A 20,958-nucleotide genomic window follows, 5' to 3' on the forward strand; every position below is an offset into this window, starting at 1 on the left:
ACGCGCTGCTGGCCACCGGGCGGGCACAGGGAGCGCTACGGCTCCCTCCTGGGGAAGCAGGGAGCCCGGGTCCGCATTCCCGGGGAGGGCAAACGTCGCGGTGTGTGAACTCGCGTGCGGCGCGAGGGTGCGCTACGGTCTTTTTCTTCCTCTGCGGCCTACCCACCCGGAGTCCAAGCAAGATGCACAAGGAGCCCATCATCGGCATCGACCTCGGCACGACGAACTCGTGCGCGGCGATCGTCGAGGACAGCGGGAACGTCAAGCTCATCCCCTACAAGGGCGGCGAGTACACCATCCCCTCGATCTTCGCGATCGACGACAAGGGGAACGAACTCATCGGCTACGAGGCCAAGCGCCAGTGGCAGCTCAACCCGCGCAACACCGTTTACGGCTCCAAGCGGCTGGTGGGCCGAGGCTTCGGCAGCGAAGTCGTCGACACGATGAAGCAGGTCGTGGCGTACAACATGCGCCCCGGCAAGCAGAGCGACGTCATCCTGGACGTGGGGAAGAAGGAGTTCGCCCTCCAGGAGATCAGCGCCAAGATCCTCGGGAAGATCCGCGAGGTCGCCTCCAACTACCTGAAGATGCCCATCAAGCGGGCGGTGGTGACGGTGCCGGCCTACTTCAACGACCGGCAGCGCCAGTCGGTGAAGGACGCGGGCAAGCTCATCGACCTGGAAGTGGTGCGCATCATCAACGAGCCCACCGCGGCGGCGCTGGCCTATGGAGTGGGCAAGGGGCTGAAGGAGAAGGTCGTCATCTACGACCTGGGCGGCGGCACCTTCGACGTCTCCATCATCGAGATCCGCGACCGCGTCTTCGAGGTGAAGGCCACCGGCGGTGACGTCTTCCTGGGCGGCATCGACTTCGACAACGCCATCATCCACCACGTCCTCAAGGACTTCGCGGCGAAGACGGGCCTCGACCTCGCCACGGATCCGGTGGCGATGCAGCGCATCAAGGACCTGGCCGAGCGCACGAAGATCGACCTGTCCGCGCGCGAGGAGGTCCCCTTCAACATCCCCTTCATCACGATGACGTCCCAGGGCCAGCCCCTGAACATCGAGATGAAGTTCAGCCGGAAGATGCTGGAGCAGCTCACCAACCAGCTCGTGGACCGCACCCTGCAGATGGTGGCGCGCGTGCTGGTGGACTCGGGACTGTCCACCAAGGACGTCGACGAGGTCATGCTCGTGGGCGGCCAGACGCGCATGCCCATCGTCCAGGACCGGCTCACCAAGTTCTTCGGCAAGCCGCCCAGCAAGGGCGTGCACCCGGACGAGGCCGTGGCCATTGGCGCCGCGCTCTACGCGCACTCGCTCCAGGACGACACCAACCTGCGCATCCAGCTCCTGGACGTGATTCCCATGGCCATTGGCCTGGAGAAGGCGGGCGGCGCGTTCCACACCGTCTTCCCGCGCAACGCGTCCATCCCCAACGCCAAGCAATTGCTGGCCACCACCAGCATGGACAACCAGACCGAGCTCGCCGTGCGCATCTTCCAGGGCGACAATGAGTTGGTGGCCCGCAACGACATGCTGGGCGAGTTCACCTTCTCCGGCATCCAGCCCGGCCGCGCTGGCGCCGCGCAGGTGGAGATCACCTTCGACGTGAACGTGGAAGGCATCCTCACCATGCGCGCGCGTGACCCGGCGTCCGGCCGCGAGATGAAGACCACGGTGCGCGTCAGCAATGCCTGATTGAAGTCCCCTGCCCCGCTCCCGTGCGCGAGGAGCGGGGAGCGCCCTCGGCAGCCCCTCAGCCGCCCTGCGTGGTTCCCCGGCCTTCTGCCGCCGCTTCCGGCGCCAGGAAGGCGGTCGCATCGTCGGGGCCCAGTGAGCCATGGCCCTCGTCGCGGGCCAGTTCGAAGAGGCCCGTCTCCACGGGCGGCAGGCGGAAGCGTGACGCCGCGCGAGCCTGGGCCCGGCCGCTGACCAGCACCTGCCCACGCCCGGCCCTCGCCGCCAGCCGCGCCGCGGTGTTCACCACGTCCCCCAGCACCGTGAAGTCCAGCCGGCCGGAGGCCTTCGCCCCCACGCTGCCGGCCACCAGGTCTCCCGAATCCAGGCCCATGCAGACGCCATGCGCGTATGGCGCGCCTTCGCCGCCCCGCGACGCCAGCGTGCCCAGTTGCCGGCGGATGGCGTGACAGGCCTCCAGCGCCAGGTCCACGTGCCCGGGGCCTCGGAAGACGGCCATCACCGCGTCCCCCATGAACTTGTCCACGATGCCACCGCGCGCGAGCAACTCCGGGACAATGGCCTCGAAGTTGGCGTTGAGACGGCGCAGGGACTCCGGCGGCGCTTCCTGATGCAGCACCGGCGTGAAGGCATCCACGTCGATGAACACCACCGTGCCATCCACCCACTCGCCTGCCATGGCGTCCGAGCCCTGGAGCAACGGCGGCAGACGCTCCAGCACCGCGCCCGGGACGAACATGCGCAGCAGGCCGTTCTCCTCCGTGTAGCGCACGGTGCGGCGCAGCTCGCGCACGTGCTTCAGCGTCTTGACGAGCGTGGCCTCCAGGTCCGGGAAGTCGATGGGCTTGGTGATGAAGTCGAAGGCGCCGCGATTCATGGCCGTGCGGATGTTGTTCATGTCGCCATACGCGGAGACGATGACCACCCGGGTCAGCGAGCTGATCTCCCCCACGCGCGACAGGAACGTCAGCCCATCCATGCGCGGCATGTTGATGTCGCAGAGGACGACTTCGATGTCGGGATGCTGGCGCATCTCCTCCAGCGCCTCCTCGCCGTCCGCGGCGAAGAGGAACTGATAGACGGAGCGGCGGATCTGCTTGCGGAAGCTCTGCTCCATCAGCACGACGACGTCCGGCTCGTCATCGACGACCAGGATTTTCGCCGGGCGCGACGGCCGGCCCGCGTCCACCGCGCTGGTGAGGGCCGAGGCCAACTCGTGCGCGGACTGGAAGCGGCGCGCGGGGTCCACGTCCAGGGCGCGCGCGAAGAAGGCATCCACCTCCGTGCCCAGCTCCGGTGCCAGGCTGGACGGCGTCGCGGGCGGCGGCGGCACGTTGCCCAGGCGCATCTGCCGCAGTGACTCCAGGGGGAACGGGTGCTGTCCCGTCAGCGCGCGGTACGCCACCACGGCCAGCGCCCAGAGGTCACAGCGGTGGTCCAGCCGCGGCTCCAACCCTCGGAGCTGCTCGGGGCTCATGTACCGGGGCGTGCCGGCCATCTCCTCCTCGGGATGCGGCCGGGCCGCGCCGCCCGACATCAGCAGCGCCAGACCGAAGTCCAACACCTTCACCTGTTCGCCATGCTCCGTGCGCGCGAGGAACAGGTTGGCCGGCTTGAGGTCGCGGTGGATGACGCCCGCGGCATGCGCGGCGGTGAGCGCGCGGGCCGTCTGCGTCACCAGCCGCTCCACCATGGCCAGGGACAGCCGGCCGCGGCGGTTCAACAGGGCCTCCAGGTCCTCGCCCACCAGCCACTCCATGACGATGTAGGGTGTCTCGCCGGAGAGGTCGCAGTCGTGGACCTGGATGACGTGGGGATTCTGGAGGCGGGCAATCGCCTGCGCTTCCCATTCGAACTGCTGGCGAGCCAGGGGCGCGGGCGCGCAGTGGGCCGCCATCAGCTTGAGAGCCACGCGGCGCTGGAGCTTCGGATCCAACGCCACCCAGATGGTGCCCATGCCACCACCCGCCAGCCGCCGCTCCAGGACGTAGCGGTCGCCAACGACTTGTCGCTCGGAGTGGGAGTCTTCGACCATGGGAAGCGGGAAGTGTCTCACACCGGCCCCGCCCAAGGTACTGCGGGCTGCCCTCTCCCACGGCGGCCAGCCGCGCGGCGTCGACCGGTCTGTCACAACGCGCGTGCTACGGTCCCCGCCCCCCATCCCGATGCGGCGCTCACTCACCCAACCTCCGGAGGCGTCATGCCCGAGACTGAATCCGTCCTGAAGCACCCCGCCCCCGCGGCGACCGAAGCGCCCCCGTCCATCTCGCGCGATTCGGACGGCCATGCGCTCCCCGGTCTACACGTCCCACCGGGGCTCAGGCCCGGCATGCCACGCAACGCGATGACCACCAGCCCGGTGGAGTACGTCAACGAGCCGCTGCGGGTGCTCGCCGGCACACTGCCAGAGGACCTGCAGGGTCACGTCTATGTCGCGGGGCCCAGCGTGCACGCGGGCTCACCGGCCCTGGCCTCGGACGGGCTCGTGATGCGCCTGGACTTCCAGGTGGGCGGCGCCCGGTTCACCTCCGCCACCATGCGCACCCCATCGTACTACGCGCGCCAGCAGGTGGACGCGGGCGCGACGGCGCGAGGCCCCCTGACGCGGCTGCTCAACCGCTTCCGCGAGACGACGCTGGCGGACGTGTCACTCACGCTGGGCCCGCAGGAGACGCCCAACACGGCGCCCTTCCTGGTCGAAGGCGAGCGGATGCTGCTGGTGACGACGGACGCGGGCCGCCCGTGGGCCATCCACCCCAAGACGTTGAAGGCATACACACCGCTGGGCTACCTGCGCGAGTGGAACCGCGCCCTCCCCACGCCGTGGGCCTTCCCCCTGCTGCAGAGCACGGCCCACCCGGCCTTCGACCCCGCCGAGCGCCTGGGCCCGCGCATCGACAAGGACCGGCCCCGCCTCTTCTTCACCAACCACGCGCCCAAGTGGCCCCTGGGCGCCGGTTACACGCAGCTGGTGAGCTGGGACACGGAAGTGAACCGGCTGAACCACTGGAAGCTGATGGACGCAGCCACGGGCGAGCCGGTGGTGGCGTCGTCGCTGCACCAGATCGCCGCCACGCGGGACTACGTGGTGCTGCTGGACGCCAACTTCCCCATCAACTTCTGGCAGATCGCCGCGCAGGCGGCGGTGCCCTTCCTGCCGCGGGTGCAGCGCGCGGTGGAGTGGCTGACGGCGTCCCCCGCCGCCCCGCAAGCGGTGTTCTGGGTGGTGCGGCGAGCGGACCTCCAGACGTCACCCGGGACGCTGGACCCGGAGAATCCGCCGCTCGTGTCCGCGCACCGCTTCCAGGCCGGAGGCGGCGGGCTGCACTTCGCCGCCATCTACGAGAACCCCGACGACGTCATCACCCTGGTCGCGGCGCACTCTCCCACCGAGGACCTGTCTCATACGCTGGAGCCGGGCGAGCTGCTCATCAATGGCAACCGCGTGCAGGACTGGCAGGCGGGAATGCCCACGGCGGTGCCCGTCACGCGCAGCTCCATGGGGGTGCACCGCATCGACATGAAGCGACTGCGCATCCAGTCCAATCTGTATTCGCATGACGACTTCACCTGGGGCCTGACGGTCTTCTCCAACGCGGGCCTGGTGAATGGCGAGTTGGAGGCCCACTTCCGGCTGCTGGGCCACGTGATGAATTCCAAGGTGCCGACGAAGGAGCTGGCGCTCTACCTCAACTCGGACGGCTTCACGGCGGACATGGTCCCCGAGGCGCTCTACCAGCTCTACAAGCCCATCGTCGGGGACAAGTCCGCGCTGCCCATCCGCGATGGCCGCGCGGCGAGCTTCTTCAAGTTCTTCGTCGACTCCGGCCACATCGAGGGCTACGTGCTGCCCACCGGCTGGTTCGGCTTCGCGCCGCAGTTCGTTCCCAGCGCCCGGTTCCCCCAGGTGCCACACTGGAAGGGCTACGTGGTGGCGCTCGTCGTGTCGGACCCGACGCCGGACCTGCCTGAGAACTCCACGGGCGACGAGGTCTGGATCTTCGACTCCGAGGACCTGGCCAAGGGCCCCATCTGCCGGCTGGGCAGCCGCAACTTCGACGTGGGCATGACGCTGCACACCACCTTCCTGCCACCGGGCCTGCCTGACCTCCTGGAAGGCCAGCCCCCGGGCAACGTGGCCCCGTACTGCGTGGACGTGCGGCAGGACCTCGACATGGACGCCATCGAACGGACGTACCTGGAGTGGCCCCAGACGCTGCTCCCACGAGTGCCCCGGGTGCTGTTCGCTCCGTGGCGCCTGGGCGTGAAGTGGGCGTTGAACTTCCCGAAGCTGCGTCAGGTCCTTCAGGAGGACGTGTATCCGCACTTCCCGCACAGGTGATTGCGTTCGCCGCAGGGCCTCAGCCAACGACGATGTTGATGATTCGCCCTGGCACGTAGACGAATCGGCGCTCGGTCTTTCCAGCGAGATGCGGGATGAGCTCCGGCTCTCGGTGGACGGCCTCACGCGCCTCCGCCTCCGTGGCGTCTCGCTTCAGGCGCAGCTTCCCTCGGACCTTGCCGTTGACCTGGATGGCCATTTCGACCAGCTCGTCCACGGTCAACGCGGGGTCGTATTCAGGCCACGGCTGGAGGGAAATGGACTCACTTGCGCCCCAGCGGTGCCAGAGCTCCTCCGAGAGGTGAGGCGCGAATGGGGAGAGAATCCGCGCAAAGACTTTGGCCGCCTCGAGCGGCACACGCGGGAACTCGGCCAGCGCGTTGGCGAGAATCATCATCGCGCTCACGGCCGTGTTGAAGCGCAGCGCTTCGATGTCCTCCCCCACCTTCTTCACCGTCTTGTGCAGCAGCCGCCGCGCGTCCTCGGTCAGCTCCGCCGGCGAACCGCCCGCGTCTTCCGTCACGAACGCGAGCATGTTCCACACGCGGTCAAGAAAACGCCGCACGCCGATGACGCCGTTGGTCTGCCACGGCTTCACCGCCTCCAGCGGCCCCATGAACATCTCGTACATGCGCAGGGCGTCCGCACCGAACTGCCGGACAATGTCGTCCGGGTTCACCACGTTGCCGCGCGACTTGGACATCTTCTCGTTGTTCTCACCGAGGATCATTCCCTGGTGGACGAGCTTCTTGAACGGCTCGGCGTGCGTGACGAGGCCGCAATCGAACAGCACCTTGTGCCAGAACCGGGCGTAGAGCAGGTGCAGCACCGCGTGCTCCGAACCGCCGACATACAGGTCCACCGGCATCCAGGCGTCGTACGCCTCCTGCGAGAAGATGGCCTGGGTGTTCTTCGGGTCAATGAAGCGCAGGTAGTACCAGCACGAGCCCGCCCATTGAGGCATGGTGTTGGTCTCTCGCGCATACCACTTTCCGTCGCGCTGGAAGAAACGCCAATCCAAGGCGCGGGCCAGCGGGCCCGCCGGGTCCTCGCTGGGCTTGAAGTCCTCGAGCTCGGGGAGCCGCACCGGCAGCTCGTCCTCGGACACGGGCAGAGGCTGGTCGTAGCGAATGGTGTGGGGATGAATACGCGGATCCGATGAGCCCTCCGCGAGCTCGACCGGGAAATAGATGGGGATCGGCTCCCCCCAATAGCGCTGGCGCGAGAACACCCAATCCCGCAAGCGGTACTGGACGCGCCGTGCGCCCAGTCCCTCGCGCTCGAGGTGGGCGAGCATGGCCGCCTTGGCCTCGGGCGTCCGCAGCCCATCGAGGAAGCGCGAGCGCACCGCGACGCCGTCCCCCACGAATGCCTCCGTCCACGTGCCGGTCTCGTTCAGGGCGCCGTCGGCCGAAACCACCTCGACGACGGGCAAGCCGAGGGCACGCGCGAACTCGAAGTCACGCGCGTCATGGCCGGGCACGCCCATGATGGCGCCCGTCCCATAAGAGCCGAGCACGAAGTCCGCGACCCAGATGGGGAGGCGCGCTCCCGTGAGCGGGTGCAGCGCGTAGGAGCCGGTGAACACGCCGGTCTTGGCTTTCGAGAGCGCGGTGCGGTCCAACTCGCTCCGGCTCGCGGACGCCTCGCGGTAGGCCAGGATCTCGGCGCGCCGCTCCGCCGTGGCGAACCGCTCCAGCAGCGGGTGCTCGGGTGCGACGACCATGTACGTCGCGCCGAAGAGCGTGTCCGGACGGGTGGTGAAGATGCGGAGGCGGTCCGCGCTGCCCTCGATGACGAAATCGACCTCAGCGCCCTCGCTGCGCCCGATCCAGTGGAGCTGCTTCTCCCGCGTCTCGGGCCAATCCAGCCCCGAGAGGTCCTGGGCGAGCCGATCGGCGTACGCCGTGATGCGAAGCGTCCACTGCCGCAGCGGCAGCCGCACAACCGGGTGACTGCCCCGCTCGCTCTTCCCGTCAATGACCTCCTCGTTGGCGAGCACCGTGCCGAGCGCCGCGCACCAGTTCACCGGGAGCTCGGCCTGATAGGCAAGCCCACGCTCGAAGAGCTTGAGGAAGAGCCACTGGGTCCAGCGCACGTACTCCGTGTCTGTCGTGGAGAGCTCGCGAGACCAGTCGTACGAGAACCCGAGAGACTTGAGCTGCCGCTTGAACGTCGCGACGTTCTTCGCGGTGGTATCGGCCGGGTGGGTTCCCGTTTCGAGCGCGTGCTGCTCCGCGGGCAGGCCGAACGCGTCCCATCCCATGGGATGAAGGACATCATATCCCCGCATCCGCAAGTACCGCGAGACGATGTCCGTGGCCGTGTAGCCCTCCGGGTGCCCGACGTGCAGCCCGGCCCCCGAGGGGTAAGGGAACATGTCGAGGATGTATGCCTTCGGTTTGCCGGGGTGCCTGCGCGCCTCGAAGAGGCGCTGCTCTTCCCAACGGGTCTGCCAGAAGGGTTCGATGTTCGCCGGGTCGTACTTCGGCCGTTCTGTGGACATGGCGCGCCAGTTACCACAATGGGCATGCCCAGTCAGCAGACGGCAGAGCGGCTCTTCGGGTGGTCCGCTCCGCGAGCGAGCCAGTGCTGAAGGTCCCCAGACCCGCTCATGCCTGCCCTGTCATTCACCGGTGCAGCTCGCGCGGAGCAGCGAACCACGCGCATCAGTAGCAGACAGGGAACTCCTCACAGATGCAGTGAGGGCCCACCTGGACACACTGATAGAAACATGTACAGCTCTCATCGGCGCACTGGTTTTGACACCAATCCCCGCTGGCTTGGGCCTCCGGCGGACGGACCGTGCCCATGACGCTTCCAAACATGATGCCCACGACAAAGACCCACTTCTGGATTCCCTTGCGCATGACAAATCCTCTCAGCAGGACTGCGCGGAAATCCTATCACAAGACAAAGCCCGCCAAGACCTTCCTGCCGCGTCTCAATGCGTCATCAGGTCCAGTGCTCCGAGAGAAATTCGCTAAGCCAATGGAATCACGGTGTCCACGATCTTGGCGGAGCACAACACGGCGGGAAGCCCAGCGCCGGGGTGCGTGCCCGCTCCGACCATGTAGAGGCGATCCACGTCCTCACTCCGGGCCTGCGCCCTGAGGAACGTCGTCTGCAGCAGCGTCGGCGCGAAGCTGAACGCGGCCCCCTTGAATGACCGCAGTTCGTCACGGAAGTACTCGGGTGTAGCCATCCGCGAAGTCACCAACTCTCCCCCCAGCCCCGGCAACACGGTCCGTGAAAGGCGCTCCTCCAACTCGCGTCGAAAGGCCTCGGCCCTGTGCTTCCACTCCGAGCCCGTCCCCAAATGTGGCACCGGCGCCAGCACATAGAAGGCATCGTGCCCAGCCGGAGCTAGCGCCGCGTCCGTCGCCGTGGGCCTGTGCAAATACAGCAACGGGTCGGCCGACGGATGTCCAGGCCCCTCCAGCCCCGAAAACATCCCCCGGAAGTCCTTGCCGAACAGCAGCGTGTGGTGGGCGACCTCCGGGTACTGACGCCGTGTCCCGAAGTACCAGAGGAACGCGCTCATCGAGTACCGCGCCCGGCTGATGCGCTCGTCCGTCCAGTGCTTCCGGACATGCCCCGGCAACAGATACCGGTACGTCCACGCCGCGTCCGCGTTCGACACGACCACGTCCGCCGCCAGTCCCGTGCCGTCCCCGAGCCTCACACCCGTCGCCTTCCGCCCTTCCAACGAAATCTCCGTCACCTCACTGCCGTAGCGGACCTCGCCACCCAGTGCCTCCAGCAGTTCCACCAGGCCACGAACCAGCGCGCCGGTGCCGCCCACCGGGAAGAACGCCCCCCAACGCCGCTCCACGAATTGGATCGACGTGTACACCGCGCTCGCGGTCGCGAAGGGGCTGCCGCCAATCAGCAGCGGATGGAAGCTCAATGCCTGCTGGAGTCGCGCGTCGCGGATGTGCTTCGACACCAGGCCGAACATGGAGCGAAATGCCTCGTCTCGCACCAGCGCGGGGGTGAACGGCGCCAAGCTCAGCACGTCCGGAACCGGCGTGCTCATCAGCGTACCAATGCCCGCCTCGTACATGCGCTCCACGCGGGCGCACAGCGCCAGGAACCCCGCCTCATCCCGGGGAGACAGGCGCCGTACGGACTCACGCATCGCCTCGCGGTCCGAGTGATAGTCGAACGTGGAGCCATCCGGGAACCGCATCCGGTACAGCGGCACCACGGGCCGCAGCTCCACGTGGTCCGCCATGCGTTGCCCCGCCAGCGCCCACAGCTCTTCCAGCAGGTGCGGACACGTAATCACCGTGGGGCCCGCGTCGAACGTGAAGCCATCCTGGAGGAAGGCGTTCGCCCGCCCACCCGGACCGTCCCTCCGCTCCAGCACCGTGACGCGCCACCCGCGCGCCGCCAGCCGGATGGCCGCGGCCAATCCACCGAAACCACTGCCAATCACGAGTGCGCGTCGTCCGCCGCTTCGTGCAGCCAGGCCAGCCATCCCAGAGGATCTCAGCACGGTGACTCGATCCATCGCACACCCGAGAGGCCCGCTCCACTCCGGCCTGCTGCCACGCATCCGTGCTGACTTCACCCGCGCTCTGTTGCGAGCCCCCGAGTGCCAGGGCTACCCTCCCCGCCTCAACGCGGAGTGCGCTCCTGCGCGCACGGGTGGAAGCAATGATGGATGTACCCGGCTACCGCATCGGCAGAGAGTTCATCACCGCAGGCGCCTTCCAGCTCTTGCGCGCCACACGCGAGGAAGACGGCGCCTCGGTCATTCTCAAGGTCCCCGACGCGGCGCGGCGCCCCTCCGCCACCACGCGGCTCCGCCACGAGTGGGAGCTGACGCACGCCCTGAACCTCGACGGCGTCCTACAGCCCCTGGCCTGGGCCGAGTCGCGCGACGGCGCCCCCGTGCTCGTCCTGGAGGGCTTCGGTGACGCGACGCTGACCCAACGCCTGTCACACGGGCGCGTGGAGCCGCGCGCCGCATGCCGAATCGCGCTGTCGTTGGCGCGCGCCCTGGGTGCCATCCACGAGCAGGGCATCCTCCACCGGGACCTGAACCCCAGCAGCATCCTCGTGGGCACGGATGGTGAGTCCGTGAAGCTCACCGGCTTCACCCTCGCCACGCGCAGACCCCGTGCCGAGGTCGCTCCGCTCGCCCCCGAGCGGTTGGAGGGCAGCCTCGAATACCTCGCCCCCGAGGGCACCGGGCGCACCCACCGCAGCGTGGATTCGCGGGCTGATTTCTATTCCATGGGCGTGGTGCTCTACGAACTGCTCACCGGGCGCCGCCCCTTCGCGGACACGGATGCGCTGGGCCTCATCCACGCACACGTCGCCCTGCCCCCGCCTCCGCCCGTCAGTGTCGAACCCGAGCTGCCCCAGCCCCTGTCCGACATCGCGCTCAAGCTGCTCGCCAAGTCCCCCGAGGACCGCTACCAGAGCGCCTACGGGCTCGTGGCGGACCTCCAGCGCTGCCTGAGTGCCCTGGAGGGCCCCGGCCCCGTCGCCGCCTTCATGCTGGGCGCCAAGGACGTCCCCGAGCGCTTCGCCATCCCCGAGAAGCTCTACGGCCGCGAGCCCCAGCAAGCGACCTTGCGCGACGCCTTCGAGCGCGCCGCATCAGGCCGCTCCGCCTTCGTGCTCGTCTCTGGTGCGGCGGGCATGGGCAAATCGGCCCTCACCGGGATGCTCAAGCGGCCCGTCGCGGAGCGCCAGGGCCACTTCGCCCGAGGAAAGTACGACCAGCTTCTTCGCGACACACCCTACGGCGGCATCTTCGAGGCCTTCCGCGAGGTGGCTCGCGCGCTCCTGGGAGGGCAGGAGCAGGAGCTGGAGACCTGGCGTCAGCAGCTCCTCGAAGCCGTGGGCGGCATGGGCCGGCTGGTGGTGGACGCGGTGCCTCGCATGGCGCTGGTGCTTGGCGACCAGCCCCCCGTCCCGGAGCTGGGGCCCGCGGAGTCGGAGCTGCGATTCCAACTGGTCCTTCGCAAGCTGGTGGCCGCGCTCGCCACGCGGGACAATCCCCTGGTGCTCGTCCTGGACGACCTCCACTGGGCGGACAGCACCAGCCTCCAACTGCTGCGACTGCTCTTGACGGACCGGGACATCGAGCACCTGCTCGTGGTCGCGGGTTGCCGTTCGGAAGAGCTGGGCCCCGACCATCCCGTGGAGTCCCTTGCTCGCGCGTTGCAGGAGCACGGCACGCCGGTCCACCGCATCGACCTGGCACCGCTGTCGCCCGAGGACATGACAAAGCTGGTCGCGGACGTGTTCCCTCCCGCGGAGGGCCAACCCGACGCGCAGCTCGACGACCTGGTGCTGTCGCTGACCGAAGGCAACCCGTTCCACGCGGTGCAGTTGCTACGCACCTTCTACGAGCGGGGGCTGGTGCGCTTCGACGCGGACGGCGGTGGCTTCCGGTGGGATGCCAGCGCGCTGCGTGGACAGGACTTCAGTGACGGCGTGGTGGCGCTGCTCACCTCCCGCATCCGCGAGCTGAGCTCCGCGGCGCAGGCAATGCTGCCCATCGCCGCGGCGCTGGGCCATACGTTCGACCTGCGCAGCCTGGCCATCGTCCTGGAGCGCACGGACGAGCAGGCCGAGAAAGGTCTCCGAGAAGTGCTCCAGGCGGGCCTGGTGGCGCCCATCGACGACGCCGACCTCGACAGCGGGGGCACGTATCAATTCACCCATGACCGCGTGCAGCAAGCCGCGCTGGAGCTGATCCCGGAGGACATGCATCCGGAGATCCATGCCCGCATCGGCCGGCTGCTGCTTCGGCACACGCCCCCGGAGCGGCTTGACGAAGGACTCCCGGAGCTCGTCAGCCACTTCCACCTGGCGTTGCCCGTGCTCCACGACGAGCAGGAGCGCCACCGCGTGGCGGAGCTGGACCTGCGCGCCGGCCGCAGCGCCAAGTCCCGAGGCGCCTGGTCCGCGGCACTGCGCCTGCTGAACACGGGCCTGTCCCTTCTCGGCGACGAAGGCTGGCGGAAGGACCGGCGGCTCACCTTCGACCTTCACGTCGACGCGGCCGAAGCGGCGTACCTCGCCGCGGACTTCGACCTGATGGAGCGGCTGGCGGCGGCGGCGCTGGCCCATGCGGTGGACGGCGCGGAGGAGGTCCGGGTGCAGGAGGTCCGGCTCCAATGCCTCGCGCACCGGGGCGAGCACTCACGCGGCGTGGACCTGGGCCTGGAGGTGTTGCGCAAGCTGGGCCAGCCCCTGCCCGCGAATCCGAAGCAACCCCACGTGCTGGCCGCGGTGGCGAAGACGAAGATGCGCCTGGGCCTGCGCAAGCCCGAGGACCTGGCGACCCTCCCCGAGTGCACCGACCCGCTCCTGCTCGCCACGCTGCGGCTGCTGGTGAAGCTGTCCTCGCTGGCCTTCATGGCCCGCCCGCTGCTCTTTCCGCTGGTGGTGCTCCGCGTGCTCCAGCTCACCATCCGCCACGGCGCCACGGGCGTGGCCGCGTTCGGCTACGTGGGCTACGGGCTGATGCTGAGCGTGCACCTGGGCAACCCCGAGGAAGGCTTCCGCTACGGCCGGCTGGCGCTGAAGACGCTGGACCGCTTCCAGGCGGAGAGCCTGCGGGCCATGGTGACCTTCGTCTTCAACCTCTTCATCCGGCACTGGAAGGAGCCGCTGTCCGCCTGCGTCGGCGACTTCCTGGCCGCCGCGCAGAAGGGCCAGGAGACGGGCGACATCGAATACTTCGGCTATGCGTCCAGCGCGGGCTGCGCCACCGCCCTCATCGCCCGGGACGGTCTGGCCGACGGTGGGCCGCGCATGGACCGGTACCGGAACATCCTGGCCACCCACCGCCACAAGAACGTGCTCTTCACCGAGTACATGCGGCACACGCTCGACTCCCTCACGGGTGCCTTCACCGGCAACGTGGAGGCCCGCGAGGAAGAGCTGGTCGCGCCGTACCGGCAGCTCGACTACGGCAATGGCATCGCCACCTGCGACGTGCTACGCACCCTGCGCCGCTGGCTGTGGGGCGATGCGCGCGGAGCGCTGGAGAGCGCTGCGGCGGTGGACGCCCAGGTGGAGCTCATCGCCGGGCAGATCTACCTGCCCTGGTACAAGTTCTTCCAAGGCCTGGCGCTCATGGCTGTCCACCCGACGTTGGGGCCGCTGGACCGGATTCGCTCGTCACGGGCCATTGACGCCATCCGCAAGTCCATGCGCGGATGGGCCCGCATCGCCCCCATGAACTACGGCGCCCGCGCGGAGTTGCTGGACGCGGAGCGGGCCCGCCTGGACGGCCAGGGGGACTCGGCCGCGGATGCCTATGACCGGGCCATCCGGCTGGCGCGCCAGTACGGCCTGTCGCTCGACGAGGGCGTGGCCTGCGAGGCCGCGGCACGGTTCCACCTGACGCAAGCCCGCGAGCGCGTGGCCCGCACCTACCTGGAGGACGCCCGTGCCGCCTACCTGCGCTGGGGGGCCCGTGCTGTCGCGGCTCGACTGGAGCGGGAGCACCCCCGGCTCTTGCCGTCCGCCCCCACGCCCACGCGCACGGATGCCCCCACCGAAGCGTCACTGGCCGCGCTGGACCTGGCGTCCGTCATCAAGACGGCGCGCGCGCTGTCCGGCGAAATCGTCCTGGGCAAGCTGCTGCGCAAGCTGATGACGCTGGTCATCGAGAACGCGGGCGCGCGCCGGGGCCTGCTGCTGCTGAAACGGACCGAGGGCCTGGTCATCGCGGCGGAAGGCTCCGTGGACGGCGATGGCGTGGTGCTCGAGGCGCCCATCCCCATGGAGTCCTCCGCGTCGCTGCCGACCTCCATCATCCACTACGTGGTGCGCACCGGAGAGACGGTGCTCCTCCACGACGCCTCGGCGGAAGAGCCGTTCTCCGAAGACCCCTACGTCCGCAGCGCCCAGCCCAAGTCCCTGCTGTGCAGCCCGCTCTTGAAGCAGGGCTCGCTCACGGGCGTGCTCTACCTGGAGAACGACGCCACACGAGGCGCCTTCACCCCGGAGCGGCTGGAGGTGCTGCGCCTGCTGTCGTTCCAGGCGGCCATCTCCCTGGAGAACGCCGACCTCTACGCCAGCCTGGAGGAGTACAGCCGGACGCTCGAGCGCCGCGTGGAGGAGCGCACCGCCGAAATCCAGCACAAGAACGCCGAACTGGCGGACACGCTCACCCGGCTCCAGGAGATGCAGCGCCAGCTCGTGGCGCAGGAGAAGCTCGCGTCCCTGGGCGCGCTCACCGCGGGCATCGCCCATGAGCTCCAGAATCCGCTCAACTTCGTGAACAACTTCTCGAGCCTGTCCTCACGGCTGGCCGGCGAGTTGGAGGAGACGCTGAAGGGCATGGCGGACCGGCTCGACAGCGAGGCCCGCGAGGACGTGCTGGAGACGCTCCAGGACTTGAAGCAGAACGCCCAGCGCATCCACGGCCACGGCAAGCGCGCCTCGGACATCATCAAGACGATGCTCCGGCACTCGCGCAAGTCGGAGGGCACCCGCTCCAAGTCGGACCTCAACCTGCTGGTGCGCGACAGTGTGAACCTGGCGGTGCAGGGCCTGCGCAGCCGTCCCGGCGGAACCAGCGTGAAGATGGAGACCACGCTGGACCCCACCGTGGGCATCGTGGAGCTGGTGGCCAGCGACATCAGCCGGATGCTCACCAACATCCTCGACAACGCGTTCTACGCCGCGGCGCAACATCAACCGCAGTCCGGCGCGGGCTTCACGCCGCGGGTGCACCTGAGCACCCACCGCGTCGGAACCAAGGTGGAGCTGCGCATCCGCGACAACGGGCCGGGCATCCCCGAGGAGCTCCACGAGAAGCTCTTCCACCCCTTCTTCACCACCAAGCCCGCAGGCGTAGGCACGGGGCTGGGGCTGTCGCTGTGCAACGACATCGTCCAGGAGCACCAGGGCGACATCCGCGTGGAGAGCACGCCCGGCGCCGGGGCCGAGTTCATCATCACCCTGCCCGCGCCCTGAAAAGCGAAGGCCCCGCCTCCCAGGTGGGAAGCAGGGCCTCGGGACACCAGGAGAAAGGAGACGCCGCTAGGCCGTCTTCTTCTCCTTCTCCATGACGAGCTGGGGCGCCTCGTGCTTGGTGATGACCTGCTCGGTGATCTTGCACTCCTTGACGCCCTCGCGGAACGGCACGTCGTACATGATCTCCAGCATGGCATCCTCCAGGATGGCGCGAAGACCGCGCGCTCCGGAGTGACGGCGCATCGCCTCGCGGGCGATGGCGCGCAGCGCCTCCTTGGTGAAGGTCAGCTTCACCTTCTCAAACTCGAAGAGCTTCTGGTACTGCTTCACCAGCGCGTTCTTCGGCTGGGAGAGGATGATGACCAGGTCCTCTTCCTTCAGGTCGTTGAGCGTCGCGATCATCGGCAGCCGGCCGATGAACTCCGGAATCATGCCGAAGCGCATGAGGTCTTCCGGCTCGGTCAGCGCCAGCAGTTCGCCCACGCTGCGTTCCTCGCGGTGGGTGATCTTCGCGCCGAAGCCGAGGCCCTTCTCGCCCACGCGGCGCTTGATGACGCCGTCGATGCCGTGGAAGGCGCCGCCGCAGATGAACAGGATGTTCGTCGTGTCGACCTGGACGTACTCCTGCTGGTTGTACTTCTTCCCGCCGCGCGGCGTGACGTTGGCCCGGGTGCCTTCGATGATCTTCAGCAGGGCCTGCTGCACACCCTCGCCGCCCACGTCGCGGGTGGCACTGGGCATGTCACCCTTGCGGGCGATCTTGTCGATCTCGTCGATGTAGACGATGCCGCGCGAGGCCTTCTCCACGTCGTAGTCGGCGTTGTGGAGGAGGTTCTGGATGATGTTCTCCACGTCCTCGCCCACGTAGCCGGCCTCGGTGAGGCTGGTGGCGTCGGCGATGGTGAAGGGCACGTTGAGGAAGCGCGCCAGCGACTGGGCCAGCAGCGTCTTGCCACTTCCCGTGGGGCCGATGAGCAGGATGTTGCTCTTGCTCAGCTCCACCTCCTCGCCGGTGGGGCCCTTCACGCCCGGACGCGGCCGGGAGTTCGGCTTCTTTTGATAGATGCGCTTGTAGTGGTTGTACACCGCCACCGCGAGGACCTTCTTCGCCTGGTCCTGTCCGATGACGTAGTCGTCGAGGAACGCCTTGATCTCCGCCGGCGTAGGCAAGCTGACCTGGGGCTTGCCCTCCTCGCGCTCGTTCTCGTCCGCGATGATGTCGTTACACAGCTTGATGCATTCGTCGCAGATGTAGACCGTCGGGCCCGCGATGAGCTTGCGGACCTCGCGCTGCGACTTGCCGCAGAACGAACAAGACAGGTTGACGTGGTGCTCCTTCTTCACTGCCGCCTCCGAGTTCGCCGGCTCCGGACACCCGGAGCCTCCTTCGCCGTCCACCGCTCCCCAACCCGCACGGCCTGCCCACGTCTCGAACAGCCGTCAGGCCCACCTTCCACGCGGCCCTGAACCACTATAGGGCCCTCCCCTTCGGGCAGGAAGCCCGGCGGTACAGGCCCGTTGCCGAGCGTACAGCCCCGGCCACGGGTCAGCGTTCAGTAACAGCGGCTCAGGCGTCCGTCACGCCCGAGGCGATGTCCTCCAGATCCTCCGCCAGGGCGGCTGCCCGCTCGGCGACGGCATTCGGAATCCGACGGCTCCCCGACAGCTCGCTCGCGAGCTTGCGGGCCAGCTGCGCCAGCTTCCGCACCTGGGCGCTCTCCGGAGGCGGCTCCGGCGGGGGGCGGGGGAAGCGCTCGGCGAACTCCTTCTTCAGCTCGGCCGGGTTCTTCTCCGGGCTCCAGATGCTGTCGCGCAGGGACTTGTATTCAGTGGGCGACAGCTGGCCCCGCTCCTCCGCATCCGCGAGGACTTCAATGACCTCGAACGCGGGCGCGCGCTGGGGGAACTCCTGTGCGGTGAGCTCCTCCTCGGGCTCGTGCTTGGTCAGGAAGCTGAACGAGCGGGTGAGCTTCAAGGCGGTCTGCTTCTTGATGTGCAGTTCCTTGAGGCAATAGGTCTCGAAGGAGGGGTAGCCCCACTCCTCGAACTTGGCCTCGTCCCGGACCTGGACCAGGAGCTTCCCCAGCTCGGCCCAGGTGGACTTGAAGCGCTTGGCGGCCGTCAGCACGGTGTGACGGAAGGTTCCCGGCGGGACGCTCAGCGCCTTCTTCGCAATTTCGGTCTCAGCAACAGATGCGGCGGACATGCCCACGGTATCGGGCATGCCCGGGGTGCCGGCAAGAAAGTGACCCTACCCCCGCTTGCCGATGGTGAACGACAGGCCCACCGTCGCCTGCTCGCCTTCGTAGGCGCGGAACGGCCACTTCTGCATCTCCGACAGCAGGCACTCGTAGAGTGGACCCTTCTTGAACTGATGGTTGTCCACCCACAGCTTGCTGACCCGGCCATCGTTCCCGATGACGAACTCCATGGGGACCTTGGCGTAGATGCCCGGGGTGCGCTCCGCCTCTTCCTTGAAGCAACGGAAGAGCGTGGACTTGTTGCTGGCCACCACCCGGTTGATGGCGGACTGGTCGAACTGCTGCGTCATCTCCATGCCCTCCGGGTCGGTGGTCACGCTACCCCCGGGGCGGGGCTTCCGGTCCGCCGGCGCCCGGGTGGTGGAGGCCATGGCCACCTTGCCCGGACCGCTGCTGCTGGTGGCGGGCTTCACACCCGGCTCGCCCGAGCCCGGACGGCGCGCGCCATGTCCGGGGTACTCGAAGAGCTCCTCGTCATCCACCCGGGCCTGGGCCACGCGGATGGTGATTTCGCCCATCTCGAAGTCGTCCGTCTGGACCTCGCCGCCGCCGAACCAGCCGTGGACGGCGGCGTTGCGCGCTACCTGGATGCCGACGATGCCCAGCACCACCACGCCCGCCGCCGCGGCGCCGCCGAGAATCTTCAGGCGCTTCGCGGACTTCGCCCGCTCCACGACGACCGCGGCGTCCACGCGGGCGCGCGCCTCCGCCCGGGCCACGTGCACGCGGAAGGCGTCCACCTCGGACATGCGGTGGAAGTCCCGCTCTCCGGCGGGCGCCACCAGGGTGTCCAGCGTCAGCTCACCCGAGGTGAGCTTCTCCACGAGTTGAGCACCACTGACGGGCCCCAGGACGAGGTCCCCGTGCTTGAAGAGCCAGAGTCCGTCCACGTCCGCCGCAAGGTCTTGTCCAGCCGCCATTTTGCGCGCGAGTATCCCGTGGTTCCCCACACCCAAGCAACGGCGTGCTCCCCTCCACCTCCAAGCGGATTCCCGTCGCACTGTGGATCTGGTACCGCGGCGGAATCTTCCGCGGCTTCCAGCGCCAACCCGAAGGCCCCACCGTCCAGTCAGCTCTGGAAGAGGCGCTGCGGTCCGTGGGGGTGCCGGCGACCCTGATGCCTTCGGGGCGCACGGACCGGGGCGTCCACGCCCGGATGCAGGTGGTGAGCGTCCGGCTGGAAGCGGGCGACTCGGCGGAGTCCCTGGAGAAGCGGCTCCCGCCCCGGTTGCCACCGGGCCTGGGCCTGTGCGGGGTGCGCCGGCCCACGTCCTTTCATGCGCAGTGGAGCGCATGCGGCAAGGAGTACCGCTACCGGTTCCAGTTGGGCGGGGCCGTGATGCCCGAATGGGCGCCCTATGCGCTGGACGTGTCCGCGGAGCCGCTGCTCCAGGCCACGGCGGTGACGCCGGAGCGGTTGGCGGCGCTGCTGCGTTCAGCGGAAGGGACGCGGGACTTCATCGCGTTCCATGAGAAGTCCAGTCCACGCAAGCCGCGCACGCTGGAGTCCGCCACCCTGCACGCGCTGGGCGGTGGGCTCTACGAGGCTCGGCTGCGCGGGGACGGCTTCGCGCGCTACCAGATCCGCTATTTGATGGGGAGCGCGTTGAAGGTGGCCGCGGGGCTGCTGCCGGAAGAGGCGTGGCTCGCGGCACTCGAGACGGGTCAGGCCATGGAGGGCTTCAAGGCGCCCGCTCACGGCCTCGTGCTCTGGGAGGTTCGCTACCCTCCCCAAGTGGACCCCTTCACCGCCGGGGAGCGTCTCCATCCCCCGGGGCTTCCGCTGGAGCCACCCTTCCACATCGGGTGACGCGCGGTGGGGCCCGGACGGCCGTCTTCAGTCGACGAGCCGCTCTTCGTACTTCGCGAGCAGATCGGAGATGGCCTCGCGGAGGTACTCGCTCTGACGGATGCGCGTGGTACGCGACAGGTCCTTGAGGGCGTCGAGCTTCTCGCGGTTGAGCCGGAAGACCACTGAGGTAAGGCGGGGATTCATGTCCATGTGCGCGACCTCCTACAGATGCACACACATTCTCACAAGTCGGTCTGATCGCAAGAAATTCACTTCGATCCGACCGGGAAGATCCACTGAACCCCGGTGAAGGCTTCGGCGTCTCCGCGCAGGCCCGCGCCGAACCCGAGCGAAAGCCCGAGTCCCCCGAACACCGCGAGCCGTTCGGAGAAGGTGTGTCGCACGCCCAACGCTACGCGAGGCCCCAGCCACGGCCCAGAAAACGGCCTGATCAGCAGGCCCAGATCATAGAAGGTCTGCCAGGACCCATCGCCGTAGAAGTTCCGGAAGCCGCCGGCCACCGATAGATCCGGGCCGCGCAGGCTGCCGCGGATCACCACGAAGACCTCGTCCCCGTCGTAGCCCACGGTCCGGCTGCCCCCGAGGTCCAGGTGCGCGTCCCCACCATGCTTCGCGTCGGACTCTGAGCGATCAATGGACTCGGTGTAGGAGGCGCCGGGACCGAGGATCAGCGAGAAGGCCCGTCGTTCCGTGTACGGCGCGTCCACGTACTCCGCCGCGCCGGCTGCCGCGGGCAGGAGGATGGCGCAGGCGCTGATCAGGGCGTGGACGCGGCGTGTCAGGCGGGAACCCGCTCTGGAAAATGTGGAGTGATCGCGGGCCATGGCGCGGATCACGTTTCTATCAGGGTCCGAGCTTGGGATGCGCCAGTCCGTGGCCCCC

The 20,958-nt window shown here is 68.4% G+C and carries 12 protein-coding genes; 4 read left to right on the forward strand and 8 right to left on the reverse strand.

Features of this window, described 5'->3' with window-relative positions:
- The first annotated feature begins 182 nt into the window (after nucleotides 1–182).
- Nucleotides 183–1,703 (forward strand): Hsp70 family protein, encoded by a 1,521-nt coding sequence (locus F8M74_RS12535; RefSeq protein WP_011554055.1) that lies wholly within the window; start codon nucleotides 183–185, stop codon nucleotides 1,701–1,703.
- 58 nt (nucleotides 1,704–1,761) lie between these two features.
- On the opposite strand, the gene F8M74_RS12540 is transcribed toward F8M74_RS12535, so the two are convergent.
- Nucleotides 1,762–3,834 carry a response regulator gene (locus F8M74_RS12540; RefSeq protein ID WP_141256920.1) on the reverse strand — a complete coding sequence of 691 codons (2,073 nt, stop codon included), beginning with the start codon at nucleotides 3,832–3,834 and terminating at the stop codon, nucleotides 1,762–1,764.
- 69 nt (nucleotides 3,835–3,903) lie between these two features.
- On the opposite strand from F8M74_RS12540, the gene F8M74_RS12545 reads away from it, so the two are divergent.
- On the forward strand, nucleotides 3,904–6,045 hold the full coding sequence (locus tag F8M74_RS12545) for a carotenoid oxygenase family protein (RefSeq protein ID WP_171410456.1): 2,142 nt from the start codon (nucleotides 3,904–3,906) through the stop codon (nucleotides 6,043–6,045).
- Nucleotides 6,046–6,064: 19 nt separating this feature from the next.
- Here the strand turns inward: F8M74_RS12545 and leuS are convergent, their stop codons facing one another.
- Both leuS and crtI read right to left on the reverse strand, forming a co-directional pair.
- Nucleotides 6,065–8,551: a leucine--tRNA ligase gene (gene leuS, locus F8M74_RS12550; RefSeq protein ID WP_141256921.1), complete on the reverse strand. Its 2,487-nt coding sequence runs from the start codon at nucleotides 8,549–8,551 to the stop codon at nucleotides 6,065–6,067.
- A 477-nt stretch (nucleotides 8,552–9,028) separates the two neighbouring features.
- The gene (gene crtI / locus F8M74_RS12555; RefSeq protein ID WP_304610492.1) at nucleotides 9,029–10,486 is read right to left on the reverse strand and encodes a phytoene desaturase family protein; all 1,458 of its coding nucleotides are present in this window, start codon (nucleotides 10,484–10,486) and stop codon (nucleotides 9,029–9,031) included.
- A gap of 221 nt (nucleotides 10,487–10,707) precedes the next feature.
- On the opposite strand from crtI, the gene F8M74_RS12560 reads away from it, so the two are divergent.
- Nucleotides 10,708–16,002 (forward strand): ATP-binding sensor histidine kinase, encoded by a 5,295-nt coding sequence (locus F8M74_RS12560; RefSeq protein ID WP_141256923.1) that lies wholly within the window; start codon nucleotides 10,708–10,710, stop codon nucleotides 16,000–16,002.
- A 66-nt stretch (nucleotides 16,003–16,068) separates the two neighbouring features.
- Here F8M74_RS12560 and clpX read toward each other — a convergent pair whose 3' ends face one another.
- From clpX to F8M74_RS12575, 3 genes are all read right to left on the reverse strand, one after another.
- Nucleotides 16,069–17,346, reverse strand: coding sequence for an ATP-dependent Clp protease ATP-binding subunit ClpX (clpX, locus tag F8M74_RS12565; RefSeq protein ID WP_141256924.1), 1,278 nt, complete (start codon nucleotides 17,344–17,346; stop codon nucleotides 16,069–16,071).
- A 223-nt stretch (nucleotides 17,347–17,569) separates the two neighbouring features.
- Nucleotides 17,570–18,226: a hypothetical protein gene (locus F8M74_RS12570; protein ID WP_141256925.1), complete on the reverse strand. Its 657-nt coding sequence runs from the start codon at nucleotides 18,224–18,226 to the stop codon at nucleotides 17,570–17,572.
- Nucleotides 18,227–18,253: 27 nt separating this feature from the next.
- Nucleotides 18,254–19,183 carry an AgmX/PglI C-terminal domain-containing protein gene (locus F8M74_RS12575; protein ID WP_171410457.1) on the reverse strand — a complete coding sequence of 310 codons (930 nt, stop codon included), beginning with the start codon at nucleotides 19,181–19,183 and terminating at the stop codon, nucleotides 18,254–18,256.
- A gap of 44 nt (nucleotides 19,184–19,227) precedes the next feature.
- On the opposite strand from F8M74_RS12575, the gene F8M74_RS12580 reads away from it, so the two are divergent.
- Nucleotides 19,228–20,073, forward strand: coding sequence for a tRNA pseudouridine(38-40) synthase TruA (locus tag F8M74_RS12580; RefSeq protein WP_141256927.1), 846 nt, complete (start codon nucleotides 19,228–19,230; stop codon nucleotides 20,071–20,073).
- Between the two features lie 27 nt (nucleotides 20,074–20,100).
- Here F8M74_RS12580 and F8M74_RS12585 read toward each other — a convergent pair whose 3' ends face one another.
- Complete coding sequence (locus F8M74_RS12585) at nucleotides 20,101–20,265, reverse strand: ribbon-helix-helix domain-containing protein (RefSeq protein WP_011554065.1); 165 nt, start codon at nucleotides 20,263–20,265, stop codon at nucleotides 20,101–20,103.
- A 59-nt stretch (nucleotides 20,266–20,324) separates the two neighbouring features.
- Complete coding sequence (locus F8M74_RS12590; RefSeq protein WP_141256928.1) at nucleotides 20,325–20,900, reverse strand: hypothetical protein; 576 nt, start codon at nucleotides 20,898–20,900, stop codon at nucleotides 20,325–20,327.
- Between the last annotated feature and the right edge of the window lie 58 nt (nucleotides 20,901–20,958).

Source organism: Myxococcus sp. CA023 (assembly GCF_010998615.1).
GTDB lineage: Bacteria > Myxococcota > Myxococcia > Myxococcales > Myxococcaceae > Myxococcus.